The organism is Limnobacter sp. (assembly GCF_036405155.1).
Classification (GTDB): Bacteria; Pseudomonadota; Gammaproteobacteria; order Burkholderiales; family Burkholderiaceae_B; genus Limnobacter.
The window spans coordinates 47,286-61,479 of record NZ_DASWYD010000010.1; the positions used below are offsets into that span (position 1 = coordinate 47,286).

Sequence of the window (14,194 nt, forward strand, 5' to 3'; positions counted from 1 at the left end):
CAGCGGGTTAATTTGCTGTGTAGTTTTAAGTCACATTGACAAAAACAGTGGGTTTCCAGCCGACTTTCGCAGGTAAACCTCTTCAAAGCCCAATCGCTGAACACACGACCGAACGTTATGCGCCCATTGCTTCCGCTTACCCTGTTGACCGTGGCAGCCTTTGCCATTTCGGCCCAGGCTCAACCCGTGACCCTGCAGCCAACCACTGCAGCGACATCCATTTCCACCGCGTCTAACGCGACACCGGCCGCATCTGCGAATGCCGAACGCACACTGACCCTGGCCAACATGGGCCAACCCAGCGGCATCAAGCTGACCGGCGTGAACAAATCGGTTGAGTTGAATTCAGGTGTTCGGCTCGATGAACTGGTCAAGCAGGCCAGCCTCAATCTGAAAATGATCTACCCCTCCGGCATGCGACACGACCAGTCGTTTCTGCGGGTGTATGTCAACAATCAACTGGCGGCCATTTCCCCGTTGACCGAGAACAAGGCAGGCGTATTGCACACCACTCGGATTGACCTGGACCCCGCGCTGTTCACCGATTTTTCGGCGATCCGGATTGAGCTGGACGCCACGTACGACACAACCTGCCGCGACCCCAACAACCCGACCTTGCGGGTTGATATTCGACCGGACAGCACGCTGACTTTGGCCACAGAACCTTTGACGCTGGTGGACGACCTGGCGGTGCTGCCAGCCCCGTTCTTTGACCCACGGGACAACCGAAAGCTGAAGCTGCCCGTGGTACTGCCCGCCAAAATTGACGCCAACAGCCTGAAGGCTGCCGGGGTGCTGGCCTCGTGGATGGGTGCCCAAGCCTTTTACCGGCAAGCCGAATTTGACGTGTTGCCAACGCCTGCAACAGACCGGCACAGCGTTGTTTTGAATGTGACGGACCAATTGCCAGAGTCGCTGGGTGGCAAGGCGCTTGAAGGCCCCACACTGGCCATGGGCTCATCAGCGGACAAACCCTGGATCAAGCAATTGTACGTCTTGGGCCGCAACGACGAAGAGCTCCTCCAGGCCGTATACGGACTGGTGGTGGAAGGCCAAGTGCTGAGTGGCAAAGTGGCGGTGGTCAAGAAGGTGAACCTGGGCGCACCCCGCAAGCCCTACGATGCCCCGCGTTACGTGGCCACAGACCGACCGGTTCGATTTGCGGAACTGATGGACTACCCCACGCAACTGGAAGCCAGCGTGGAAAACCCCAAAGTGCGGCTGAACCTGCGCTTGCCACCCGACCTGTTCAGCTGGACTGGCCGCAACGTGCCACTGGCGTTGAAATACCGATACACAGCCCCATCCAAGTGGAACGACTCGCTGCTGAATGTGGAAATCAACAGTGCCTTGGTGCAGTCGTTCCGACTGGCCCCCCGGTCGGAACAGGGTCAAAACCGACTCAACATTGACTTGTTGGGCCAGGCCGAACTGGCCAGTGAAACCGCATTCCAGATTCCAGCGTTCAGGGTCGGCGGCAGCAATGAACTCACCTTTGGATTTGGCTTTATGCCAGAGGGCGGCAGCGCCTGCGTCACCCAAAATCAAACAGCTCGCGGGGCCATCGACCCGGAGTCCACGGTGGATTTTTCCGATTTGCCGCACTACACCAAAATGCCCAACCTGACTGCATTTGCCAATGGTGGGTACCCCTTCTCTATTTTTGCAGACTTGTCGGACAGCGCTGTGGTGCTGCCCGAACAACCCACCAGTGCGGAGATTCGGGCCTACCTGAACCTGATGGGACTGTTTGGTCAATGGACCGGCTTGCCAGCCAACCGGGTGTCTGTCATCACTGGCGACCCCAAAGCCAGCGTGGGCACCAAACACTGGGTTGCCCTGGGTCGCAGTGATCGCCTGCCCTGGCTTGCAGCCGAGCAAATGAGCCTGCCGATGGTGCTCAACAACACCGAACGCAGCATGGGCTTGTCCCCCGTAGTGGGTTGGCTCGATCGAATTTGGGCCAACCGGGAAGACCTGCCCCCCACAGAACAAACCCGCGCCTTGATCCAAAGTGGCGGCACATTGGGTGCCATCCTGGGCTTTGAATCGCCGTGGGGCAGCAAAAAGACCGGCTTGGTGGTGACGGGTTCCAATGAAGAAGGCTTTGAACGGGCCGTGTCTGCGTTTGGCAACTACACCGACATTGCCAAAATTCGCGGCAGCGTGACCCTGATTCGAGGGGACGAACTGCAGGCTTACCACATCGGCAACACCTTCATCAGCGGCAACCTGCCTTGGTGGCTGCGCATCCGGATTGCCTTCTCCGAGCACCCGGTACTGATTGCGCTGGGCGGTGCCCTAGCAGGCATGGCCCTGGCATTGATTGCGTATGGCTGGTTGTCCAGAAGGGCGTCGCGTCGCATCAAGGGCGACTAAGGCATGAGCATGCGGGGTTTTCCAAGCCTGGTGTGTGCAGTGGTGTTCGCGGGCTTGCTCACCACAGCCTGTCAGGCTTCCAACCGCTGGCCCGCCTGGGAAGGCTACCAGCAGGCATTCATCAGCAGCGATGGCCGGGTGATTGATCGGAGCCAAACGGACCTGCGAACGGTGTCTGAAGGCCAGGCCTATGCCTTGTTTTTTGCATTGGTGGCGGGCGACCGTCAGCGCTTTGACCAATTGTTGAAATGGACTGAGGACAACCTCTCGAAAGGCGACCTGAGCCGCACCTTGCCCGCCTGGATTTGGGGACGACAAGGGGAGCAGTGGGGGGTTATCGACCCCAACAGCGCCTCTGATGCAGACTTGTGGATCAGCTATGTTCTGTTGGAGGCAGGCCGTTTGTGGTGCAACCCCGCGTACCAAGCCAAAGCACAGGCGGTGGGCCAACTCATTCTTCAACACGAAACATTGACCGTGGACGGTCTGGGTGTGAGCGTGCTGCCCGGGCCACAGGGTTTTGTTGCGGCCGATGGCACCGTCCGGCTCAACCCCAGTTACGTGCCGCCCTTCCTCATGATGCGACTGGCACAGGCCTGGCCAGACGATGCCCGTTGGGCGCAACTCTACCTTGGCAGCCAGCATTTGTTGCTGGCCTCGGTACGCGACGGCGCTTTCCCGGACTGGGTTGAGGTGACGCATGGACAAGTGACGTGGGCAGGGGATGACCGCCGGGGCGATTACGATGCCATTCGAACATATTTGTGGATTGGACTCACCCCGTCCACCGACCCTGTGCTGGGTGCACTCAAGCAGCAAACCCGCCCCGTGCTCAACATTCTTCGGGCACAACAATCCATGCCAGAATGGTTTGAATCGGGAGACAAAGTCACCCCGGCCGACCATGCCGGGCCCGAGGGCTTTCAGGTGGCCATGGCCCCTTATGCGGCAAGCCAGGGCGAACCGGTTTTGGCTGCCGCCCTGTTGAAACAAGGGCTGCGGCAGGCGTCGCGCGAGGCATGGGTGGCCTATGGTTATTACAATGCATCACTGACCCTGTTTGGCGAGGCTGCCATGGACAAACGTTTCACCATCGGCTCGCATGGCGAGTTGATACCCGCCTGGAAGGGAGCCAACCCATGCAGTTGAAACCCATCGTGATGGCCGTGCAGTGTGTTCTGCTGACTGCTGCTGTACCGGCAGGTGCGTGGGCAGCGCCCGCCGCATCCACCCAAGAGGCCAGCAATCTGCAAGTGCTGGAGGACAAGGGGCAATATTGGCTGGAACGCAACCGGTACGACCTGGCCAGCCAGATGTTCAACAAAATGCTGCTGGTGGACCCAGACAATGCCTCTGCCCTGCGCTGGCAAGGCCTGGTCGAATTGCGCAAAGGCGAGGTGCAGGCCGCAGGCGTTTGGGCCAAACGGCTTCAGGGCCTGGTGGGCATGGACCACCCCATGGCACTGGAACTGAACCAGGCCATCGAACTGGCGGGCACCAAGCGCCAGAAGTTTGCCGAATTGAAATACCTGGCCAACAGCGAGCGCGTACCCACCGACTTGCCCACCCGCTTGCAGTCGTTGCTGGACAAACCACCGGTGGGAGAAGCTGCAGTCCAGATTTACGGACTGATGGCCCGAACGCCAGAAGGCAGGGCCATGGCTCGCCAACGCCTGAGCAGCTTGAGCAGCCAGTTCCCACAGGACAAGCGGTACCGCACGGCATTGGCTGAACTGGGGGGCGGCACTGCCCTGGCGGCCACGCCCACCACACGCCCGGCTGGCAAGCCAGGCACGTCCAACACCCCAGGCAACAACACAACGGTGGCGCAAGGCAGTGGTGGTGCAACATCTGCAACAGGGCCAACACCGGCAAACACGCCGGGCAACTTTGAACAGGGCCAACAGCTCAGTGACCAGGCTCAACAAGCCAAACAACGGGGCGACACAGCCAGTGCCATGGCCTTGTTGAACAAAGCGGTGGCCCTGAACCCAGACTATGCGTGGTTCAGGTTTGACCTGGCCGGCCTGCAAAATGATTTGAACACCCGGGAAGGTCGCGCAGCCGCCCAACAAACCATGCAGGATGGCTTGGCCATCAACGCGGACCCTGACATGCGCTTTGCAGCCGCGTTGATTGCCGCCCGACAAAACCGCAACGCCGATGCGCTGGCACTGCTTCAACCGGTTGAACCCGCAGCGCGCACTGAGGGCATGAATGCCTTGGTGCAACGGATTCAACTGGGTGAGTACCGGGCTCAAATGGCGAGCCTGGAAGACGCCGGCCGCTACAACGACCTGGCAGACTATTTGAAGAAGCCCAGCCCCTGGCGTGCTGAACCCACCGTGTTTGCCAAACAGCAGGAATTGCAGGAACGCCTGCGCCCCAAAGCGCGCATGGGTTATGAGAGCAGTACGATTGATGGCAGCCCGGGGGTGTCGGGTATTCAAAGCACGGAAGTGCCCATTCAGGTGGACCTGCCACTGGACTTTGAGAAACGGCTGTTTGTGCGCCTGGACCAATTGCAAGCCAAGGCAGGGCAGGTGGATGTACCCAACGCCACCAACTTTGCCCAATTGGGGACGACGGTGGCCAACGACCCGGCGATTCAGTCACGCTTCCTGAATCAGAACTATCGCGGACAAGTGGTGGGTGTGGGTTTGCAAACCGACACCTGGCGCGCCGACTTGGGCAGCACGGTGGGCGACCTGCCGGTGAACAGCTGGGTGGGTGGCTTGCAGTGGAAAACCCCGGTGGGTGCCAATGGCTCGCTTCGCCTGGATGTGGCCCGTCGCATGGTGGGGGGCAGCGTGCTGTCCACCACCGGCGCCATTGACCCCTTGACGGGGCAACGCTGGGGTGGTGCGCGACGAAACGGCGTCTCAGCCGTCTATTACACACCACTGTCCCCCACAGTGGACTTTGTGGGCATCGGCAAAGCCAACCTCATCACGGGCGAGCACATACCCGACAACACCGAGCTGAACCTGCAAGGCATTTTGAGCAAAACGGTGTATCAAAACAAAGGCCAGAAGGTGGAGGTTGGGGCATCGCTCTATTTGTGGTCATTCCAGAAAAACCTGCGTTTTTACACCTATGGCCAAGGTGGCTATTACAGTCCTCAGGCCTTTGGGTCGTTCACCATCCCGGTCACCTGGACTGGCAGAAGCGACAAGTGGTCATGGCGGGTGCAGGCCAGTTTGGGTGCCAGCGAATCGAAAGAGGACGCAACCAACCTGTACCCGCTGGACCCTCAATTGGCTGCTGCAGCCGCGGCGCGTGGTAACCCCACGCGTGACCCCGGAGGCCCGGGTGGCGGCACCAGCACAGGCCTTCGAGCCCAGGTGGAGCACCAGTTGATGAAAAATCTGGTGGTGGGCGCGTTCATGGAAATTGACCGATCAGAGGGCTACAACCCGGACCGGGCGCAGGTGTACCTCAAGTATTCCTTTGGTGGGCTGTTTGACATCAGCGTTCCGCCAGAGGGCATCACCCCCTATTCGCGGTTCTGAATGGGGTTGGCATGATTCAAAACACCGACGCCGGCGTGTATGCGATCCGATCTGCCAATGCGCAGGGCACTGCCCAGGGCATGGTGCAGGGGTGGTTGCGGCAAGACCCGGACTTTGGGGCCATTCGGGGTTGCCTGTGGATGACAGCCAGCCCGCAAGGCCGTGTGCGCAGCTTCCTGCAGCCTTACCTGCAGAAACGCTCGTCAGCACCCAAGGGACTGGATGTGGTGTCGGTTCGGCATCTGCTGGCCCGGGAAGGCGGCGAGGAAGGGGTCAAGCAACTGTGTCGGTCCTTGAACAGCCTGGTGGTGCTCAAACCCGGCCTGGTCATTCTGGAACACCCAGACTTGTGGTTTGACCATGGGGACGCAGAATTGTCAGCCTTGAACCCGCTGTTTCAGATGCGGTTGATGCAGCGCTGGGCACGGTATGCCCACTGCAAGGTGCTGTTGTGCATTGAAGGAGAAATCCCCCATTGGTGCGCCTTCGCCGATGGCTTGGCCGAGCTGGATGAACGCGGCGAACCCGAGTTTTTGCCTTGGTGGCCGGTGGGCAAAGGCGCATTTCAATCCGCCCTTTGGAACCCCAATGAACACACCGCTGAGCTGGCCTGTGTGGTGGTTCGGGAACAGGACTGTGGCAGTCTTCAGCAATTGGGGCACACCGTACACAGCGCTCGTTTTAATGCAGACAGCCCCTTGCGCATTTTGGTGCAACTGAACAACCCTGACACCTTGACCGATGCATCGGTGTTGTTGAGGTTGGGGGCTGATGAGGTCACACTGCCAGCCCAGGCCAACAACCTGCAGCCCGTGACAGGCGCCGTGATGACCCCGGCGTTGATTGACGATACCCAAGGCTCGTTGTTCAGTCGGGATCTGCACGAAATTTTCATGCCGGGCCAGTTGTCCCTGTTGTCCAACCATGCATTTGCGCGGTTGGGCCTCATGATGCTGGGCGTGGCCAGCCATTGGGACATGCAGTGCACCATCACGCGCCTGTCGCTGCAAGGACACATCACAGCCCAAACAGCCATGAAGCTGGTCAATTTCGGTGAAGCGGCCTGCATGTTCACTGCAACCCGAGAGGCCATTTATCTGATGAAATTGTGGTCTCAGACTCCGACCGATACGCATTTGAGCGAATGGCTGGACCAATGCTTTCGAGAGCGAATTCCAGTGATTGCCAGCGGGCATGTGCACGTGGTGGACGCAACAAGCCAAGCCGACTTGCTGGCAGACCTGGAGGGTGAGCTGGAACCCATTGCGCCGGAAATGCTGATGACCGACGCACTGAATACCCCCGAGCAATTGGCCGAGGTGTGGTCTGACACGAACAACATCCACAACAATCGCCCTTGGGGGCAACGCATGCTGTATTGGTCGCAGGAACAGGTGAAGTGATGATGAATTGGTTGATATTGGGTGCAATCGGCCTGCTGGCGGGCATCCTGTTCTCCGTGTGGCTGATTAACCGCTTGCTCAAAGTACCCACTGCACGGGTCTGGCTGTCCGATTGGGCCAACTGGAGCAACAACCAAATTCCCGATGGCTGCTATCAAATGGTTCGGCATGGCAAATGGGTTGCCCATGCGGACCACAGCGAGGACACATGATCACGATCGCCCTGATTTCCAGCATTGGCGGCGCAGGCAGGACCAGCCTGGCCACGGCGCTGGCTCACCACATGAGCCTGCTGGGCCGGTCCGTACGCTTGGTTCAACTCGACCCCAAGAACAACCTGCCTTTTCAGCTGGGCTTGAATTCACCCGCCGAGCGGGGCGTTTTTCAAGCCGTGCAGCACCAGCTGTCCATGCTGGACATTCAATTGCCGGTGGATGCACCGTTTCAGGCCTGCGCATTCGGCAACACCACGTTGTCGCAGCTGTGCAGTTTTGAACACCAGTTGGTTGACAACCCCCAAAGCCTGACCACCGCCCTGTTTCGCGACACCCAGGCTGGTGTGATTCAATTGCTGGACCTGCCGGCCTGGCCCAGCGCGATGGCCAATGCAGCGCTGTCATTCACAGACTTGAACCTGGTTTTGTTGACACCCGACACCCATTCCGTGCTGGGCATCGACCCTTTGCTGCCGCATTTGCTGCGCAGCCGCGGCGCATCGTATTTTTTGATGAACCGGTTTGACTCCACCAAAGTGCTGCACCTGGACCTGTGGACCCTGTGCAAAACCAAGCTTGGGCACCGCCTGCTGCCGTTCTATCTGCACGAAGACCAAAGCCTGCCCGAGAGCACGGCCGCTGGCACACCGCTGGGAGCATACGCGCCAAAGTCGCAGTTGCTGGAAGATCACCAGAAACTGGCCAACTGGATTGACGCGGAGTTGACATGAGCGCCGCGCACACCGCCCTGGAACGCGTCCTGGTCCGCATCGAACTGTTGCTGGACCTGCGGACCTATCCCAATCTGGGCTTGTTCCAGCGTTTCAAACGGATTTTTTTGTCGATGTGGCTTCGCCCGGACAGCCTCAATGCACTGTCCAGCGACGCCAGTAACCCCTCAAGGCAGTCTGCAGTTGGCTTGATTGGGCGAATGGTCGGCGCGGCGGTGCACGATCTGTTTTACCCGGTGATTTGGCTCTACAACACGCTGCTTCGCCAACCTTACCGTATTGCCCGCAACCGCACCGGCAAGGGTGTCGACCGCCTGGCCCAAACCATTCAACTGGAACGCCGGGTGAACAACATCAGTGCCGTGGTGCAAGCATCACGCCCCATTCGCTGGCTGTTGGGTTTTACAGCGTTGGTGTCTTTCCTCTTCACGGCCCAGGCCTCATTGCCCATTGCCGGGCAGTGGATGTTCATTCTGGTGTGCTATTTGCTGGCCATGGCCTTCAAGCGCTTGCCCGAACGCTTTTCACACCTGTGCCTGATGGCACTGACGATTTTGGTCTTGGCCCGGTATGTGTTTTGGCGCTTCACCAGTTCGCTCGACCTGAACAGCGGTATTGAACTGTTTCTGGGCTACACCCTGGTGGTGGCTGAAGCCTACACTTGGCTCATTCTGATTTTCGGATTCATTCAAACCGCATGGCCACTGAAGCGTCGGCCTTTGCCCTTGGACCTGAATTTCGCCGAATGGCCCACCGTCGATATTTACATTCCCACCTACAACGAACCGCTATCGGTGGTTCGGCCCACGGTCTACGCCGCCAAGGGCATCGACTGGCCAGTGGACAAGGTGACGGTGTACATTCTGGACGACGGCCACCGCCCCGCCTTTGAAGAATTCGCACGACAGGCAGGCGTGGAGTACATTTCGCGGCCCGACAACTCGCACGCCAAGGCTGGCAACATCAACTATGCGCTGCGCCAAACCCATGGCCAGTACATTGCGATTTTTGACTGCGACCACATTCCCACCCGTTCATTTCTGCAAACCAGCATGGGTTGGTTCCGCCGCGACCCCAAGTGCGTGCTGGTGCAAACACCGCACCACTTTTTCTCGGCCGACCCATTTGAACGCAACTTCAACTTTTTCCGGCAAATGCCCAATGAGGGCTCGCTGTTCTATGGCCTGATTCAGGATGGCAACGACTACTGGAATGCCTCATTTTTCTGCGGCAGCTGTGCCGTGATTGAGCGCAAAGCCCTGTTGGAAGTCGGTGGCATTGCGGTCGAAACGGTCACGGAAGATGCGCACACCGCACTCAAGTTGCACTCACTGGGTTATCACAGTGTGTACCTGAACAACATTCAGGCAGCAGGCCTGGCGACCGAGACCCTGGCCGGGCACATCGGTCAGCGCATCCGCTGGGCGCGGGGCATGGCGCAAATTTTCCGGCTGGACAACCCGATGTTCAAGAAGGGGCTCAGCTTCTTCCAGCGCATTTGTTATTCCAATGCCATGTTGCATTTCTTCTATGGCATTCCCCGGCTGATCTTCCTCATCATGCCGCTGGCCTATTTGTTCTTCGAGTTTCACCTCATCAACTCGGCCGCGTTGACCATTCTCAGCTACGCGTTGCCACAGCTGATGATTGCCAGTTACACCAACTCCATCATTCAGGGCAAATACCGCCGCAGCTTCTGGTCGGAGGTGTATGAAACCGTGCTGTCGTATTACATTGTGCTGCCCACCACCCTGGCATTCATTAACCCTCGCTTGGGCAAGTTCAACGTGACGGCCAAGGGTGGCCTCATCGACAAAAGTTATTTTGATGCCAACATTGCCAAGCCTTACCTCATTCTGCTGCTGGTCAATTTGATTGGTTTCGCGGTTGGCCTTGGCCGCCTGTTTTTCTTCAACACCCATGAAGTGGGCACCGTGCTCATGAACCTGCTGTGGTGCGGCTTTAACCTGGCCATTTTGGGCGCAGCGGTCGGTGTGGCCACCGAGTCCATTCAAAAGCATGTGCACCACCGGGTCCGCATGATCATGCCTGCATTCCTGCGTCTGCCAGGTGGCTACACATTGAGTTGCCACACCGAAGAATATTCAGCGGCGGGCCTCACACTGGCCGTGGGCGAAACTGCAGGGCTGCGGGCGTTCAGCGACGTGCAGGTGGGCCTGCACCGTGGTGACCGGGAATTTTTATTCCCGGCCAAATTGATCCCTGTGGATGCGGAGCGTGTGGAAGCACAGTTCAGCAACCTCACCCCCGAACAGGAGGCCCAACTCATTCAGTGCACCTTTGGCCGTGCCGATGCCTGGTTGAACTGGCAGGAAGACGAAACACGGGACCGTGCCTTGGGTGGCCTGAAAGACGTGCTCAAAAAAGGTGGCATAGGCTATGTGCGCCTGTTTGCCTGGCTCAACGAGATTGCCCGGGCGGTGACCAACCGCCTGCTGGGCAACCAAGACCAGGCCGAAAACTGGGAGCGACGCTGAATGCTGCCCTGGAACCTCTACTTTCTGATCAAGCTGGGCCTGTACCTGGGCGGTGTGGCGCAACTGGAAGGTTGGATGAACCTCGCCTTGTTTGCCGGACTGGTGTTGACCAACCCGGTGAAGCGGTTTGCGGGCCGCTGGGCAGGCTTGCTGCGAGACCTCCTCTTCGCTGGCCCGGCCATTGCGCTGCTGCTGCATGAACTGGGGCTGGTGGTGTCGTGGGCCCTGCTGGATCAAATTCGGCAACTGTTTGGTTTTTCGCTGGGCTATTTGTGGGAACTGGTTCGCCGGTCGATTGCCCCCTGGATGCTGTGGAGCGCCCTGGGAGCCTACCTGACCGTGCGCGTGCTGGACCGCTACCTGCGCACCAGCACCTGGGTTTTTTCTGCGTTGGTGGCGGTTAGTGCATACCAATTGGCATGGCTGGGGCACGATGGCGACAACGACACCGACGATGAGCAAGCCGTGAAGGCAGGCAGCTGGCTGGCCCGAGAAAATCTGTCACCCGCCGAACTGCTGGCCTTGGGACAAGTGGATTACCAGCGTCTCAAAGTGGCTCGGCACGAAGAACGCATCGCTAAAATCCGGGACAGTGCCAACAACACCGATGGACCCGACGCCATTTTGAACGGCTTTTTTGAACGGCAAAAAGCCTTGCTACCCGCTGCACTGCATGCCACACCGGTGCCACCCGACTTCGACCTGGTCTTCCTGCAAATCTGCTCACTGTCGTGGGCAGACATGCAAGTGGCCCGGCAAACCCAGCACCCGGCTTTGCGCAATGCCGATTTTGTGTTCGAGAACTTCAACTCCGCCACCAGCTATTCAGGGCCGGCCGCCATTCGCCTGCTGCGCGGCCGCTGTGGCCAACCACGCCACGACGCCCTGTACCAACCCACCGAAGACAGTTGCTACCTGTTTGGCCAGCTTCACAACGCCGGGTTCTCGATTGAAGTGGGCTTTAACCACAACGCCCTGTTTGAGAACTTCAGCAAGCTGGTGTTGAACAACCTGGGCAGCCAGGCCGACCAGCCAGTGCCCTACAACAGCGTGCCCACCGGGGTGGTGGCGTTTGATGGCAGCAGTGTGGGACGGGATGGCGACTACCTGCGCACCTGGTGGATGAAACGCCAGGAAAGCGGCAAGCCGGCTGTGGCGCTGTATTACAACACCATCACGCTGCACGACGGCAACCGCATTCCGGGCAACGACCAAAACAGCCTGGCCACCTACCCGCTGCGGCTGGAGCGCCTCTTGAACGACATTCAAAGTGTGGTGGGGGACATCCGCAAAAGTGGACGAAAGGCACTGGTGATGGTGGTGCCGGAACACGGCGCTGGTTTGTCGGGCGAGTACGGCCAACTGGTGGGGCTGCGTGAATTGCCCACCCCTGCCATCACCAAAGTACCCGTGTTTGGTTATTGGGTTGGCCCCAAAACAGGGGGTGACATTCCCCAAAAAACAGCCGACCCCGCAGCCCCGAGAGGGCCTGCGCTGGTGCGCCAACCGTCCAGCTACACGGCGCTGAGCGAGCTGGTGAACCGCTGGGTGAACGCCACACCGGAACAACGGCAAAACCCCAACTGGACCACATTGACAGCCGACTTGCCGACCACACGACTGGTGTCCCAACAGGGCAACATCACCGTGATGGAGAGCAAGGATGCGTACTGGCTGAAAGCGCCGGGTGTTGAGTGGCGCACACTGGGCCCGGTCAACAAGCTCACGCCGTGAGCCCGAGGAGGAACACCATGGCAGAATTTGACCCCGACTCGCCGCCCGCTTTGTTCATGCCACCTGTGGACATGGCGCATGACATTTACGCGCTGTCAGCACAATTGGAAGGCTTTGACCACAACCTGTACCAAGACATTCAACAGGACCAGGCGGTGTACGATTCGTTCCAGCGCTGGCCCTACCTGTTCACCCTGGCCCTGGCCAATCGGGACGAATAAGCCAGGGCGTTTGAAAGGGCATCAAGCCGCTTTTTGCCGCCCCACCGGCTGGGGCACCGCGCTGGGAATGCCCGCAGCCACCTCCAGCTCGACCAAACCCTGCTCAAGGAAGTGCAGCAAGCGCTGCATGGAGGGCATGGTGCGGCGGCAGGCAATCAAACCAAATTCCAGCTTGCCGTTGTAGCTGTTGAGCGTGATGTTCAGCGCGTGGCCGTCCAGCACAATGGACACGGGGTAAACACCGTCCACCTCGGCACCGTTGTAATACAGCGTGTGCTTGGGCCCAGGCACGTTGGAAATCACAATGTTGAAGGCCTGCAATTTGGGTGCAATGCCCGTCAGCAGGTTCACACCGCTGATGCCCATCATGGTCGCCACATAATTCATGATTTCGGTTTGCGTCATGTTGGCAAACCGTTCCTTGGAATGGTTCACCGAGCGCGAAATTTTCTCAATGCGCTCCACCGGGTCTTCGGTGTCGGTGCCCAGGTTGGCCAGCAGCAGCGCCACATGGTTGCCTGTGGCCGAATCGTCTTTGCGCAGCGACACGGGCACCATGGCCACCAACGGGCGGGCGGGCAAGGCATTCAGTTCGCTCAAGTAAGACCGCAACGCCGAACCGCACATGGCCAGCACCACATCGTTCAAAGTCATGTTCAGGCCTTCCGCGCAGGCCTTGATGCGCTCCATCGACCAGCTTTGCGCGGCAAACCGGCGCGATGCGGTGATGCGCCGGTTCAGCACGCTGCGCGGGGCCTGAATCACCGACACAAAGTCGGGGTCGGCAACACTGGTTTGCCACAGCGAACGCCCCACTTCCTTCAACACCTTGGGCAGGCTGCTGAGTTGCGAAGTGGCGCCTTGCAAAGCCTGGCGCGCTGCCGTCAGCAGGTTTTCGGTCGAAGCCGAACGCCCCCCTTGACTTCCATTGGGGCGCAAATTGCCATTGGCCCAGAAAGGTGGCAAATCCATGATTTCCGCGTTCTCGGCCATGGAACGTTGCAGCATTTTCATGCAAGCCACACCATCCACCAAGGCGTGGTGCACCTTCATGTAAAACGCCACACGACCATCCTCCAGGCCATCAATCACATAGGCTTCCCACAGGGGCTTGGCCCGGTCCATCATGTTGGCATGCAGCTTGGACACCAACTCCAGCAGCTCACGAATGCGGCCCGGCTTGGGCAGCGACATGTGGATGAAATGCGCCTCCAGGTCGAAGTCTTCATCCTCGGTCCAGAACCACATGCCCAAGCGGCTCACCAAACGCTGGTTAAACGGTGCCACGGGCTGCGTATGTTCGCGCATGCCAGCCACCACCCGCGCCACATAGTCTGATGCCTTTTCGTTCTTGGGTGGTTTGAGCAAAATCAATCCACCCACATGCATGGGTTGGTTGCGGCGCTCCAGCCACAAAAAGAGCTGGTCATTGGGGGTGAGGGCTTTCATCATGTCTCCGCGCAAATTGTTGTCGTTGTGGTGTTCTGTTTAAACGGGTACT

The 14,194-nt window shown here is 59.0% G+C and carries 10 protein-coding genes; 9 read left to right on the forward strand and 1 reads right to left on the reverse strand.

Going from position 1 to position 14,194, the window contains the following annotated elements; all coding sequences use genetic code 11:
- The first annotated feature begins 117 nt into the window (after positions 1 to 117).
- From bcsB to bcsR, 9 genes are read left to right on the forward strand one after another with little or no spacing between them, the layout of a single operon-like run.
- A complete protein-coding gene (gene bcsB / locus VGE55_RS14395) occupies positions 118 to 2,379 on the forward strand; it encodes a cellulose biosynthesis cyclic di-GMP-binding regulatory protein BcsB (RefSeq protein ID WP_331132364.1) in 2,262 nt (753 codons plus the stop codon).
- 3 nt (positions 2,380 to 2,382) lie between these two features.
- Positions 2,383 to 3,528 carry a cellulose synthase complex periplasmic endoglucanase BcsZ gene (gene bcsZ / locus VGE55_RS14400; RefSeq protein ID WP_331132365.1) on the forward strand — a complete coding sequence of 382 codons (1,146 nt, stop codon included), beginning with the start codon at positions 2,383 to 2,385 and terminating at the stop codon, positions 3,526 to 3,528.
- On the forward strand, positions 3,519 to 5,891 hold the full coding sequence (locus VGE55_RS14405) for a cellulose synthase subunit BcsC-related outer membrane protein (RefSeq protein WP_331132366.1): 2,373 nt from the start codon (positions 3,519 to 3,521) through the stop codon (positions 5,889 to 5,891). The genes bcsZ and VGE55_RS14405 overlap by 10 nt, the downstream gene beginning before the upstream one ends.
- Before the next feature lie 11 nt (positions 5,892 to 5,902).
- Complete coding sequence (locus tag VGE55_RS14410) at positions 5,903 to 7,294, forward strand: hypothetical protein (protein WP_331132367.1); 1,392 nt, start codon at positions 5,903 to 5,905, stop codon at positions 7,292 to 7,294.
- Positions 7,294 to 7,506 (forward strand): hypothetical protein, encoded by a 213-nt coding sequence (locus VGE55_RS14415; RefSeq protein ID WP_331132368.1) that lies wholly within the window; start codon positions 7,294 to 7,296, stop codon positions 7,504 to 7,506. The genes VGE55_RS14410 and VGE55_RS14415 overlap by 1 nt, the downstream gene beginning before the upstream one ends.
- The gene (gene bcsQ / locus VGE55_RS14420; protein ID WP_331132369.1) at positions 7,503 to 8,240 is read left to right on the forward strand and encodes a cellulose biosynthesis protein BcsQ; all 738 of its coding nucleotides are present in this window, start codon (positions 7,503 to 7,505) and stop codon (positions 8,238 to 8,240) included. Before VGE55_RS14415 ends, bcsQ begins: the two co-directional genes overlap by 4 nt.
- Complete coding sequence (bcsA, locus tag VGE55_RS14425; RefSeq protein ID WP_331132370.1) at positions 8,237 to 10,738, forward strand: UDP-forming cellulose synthase catalytic subunit; 2,502 nt, start codon at positions 8,237 to 8,239, stop codon at positions 10,736 to 10,738. Before bcsQ ends, bcsA begins: the two co-directional genes overlap by 4 nt.
- Entirely contained in the window at positions 10,739 to 12,472 is a 1,734-nt protein-coding gene (bcsG, locus tag VGE55_RS14430) for a cellulose biosynthesis protein BcsG (RefSeq protein WP_331132371.1), read from the forward strand.
- Between the two features lie 17 nt (positions 12,473 to 12,489).
- Positions 12,490 to 12,693, forward strand: coding sequence for a BcsR/BcsP family cellulose biosynthesis protein (bcsR, locus tag VGE55_RS14435; protein WP_256763102.1), 204 nt, complete (start codon positions 12,490 to 12,492; stop codon positions 12,691 to 12,693).
- A 21-nt stretch (positions 12,694 to 12,714) separates the two neighbouring features.
- On the opposite strand, the gene VGE55_RS14440 is transcribed toward bcsR, so the two are convergent.
- Complete coding sequence (locus VGE55_RS14440; RefSeq protein ID WP_331132372.1) at positions 12,715 to 14,142, reverse strand: wax ester/triacylglycerol synthase family O-acyltransferase; 1,428 nt, start codon at positions 14,140 to 14,142, stop codon at positions 12,715 to 12,717.
- Positions 14,143 to 14,194: the final 52 nt, after the last annotated feature.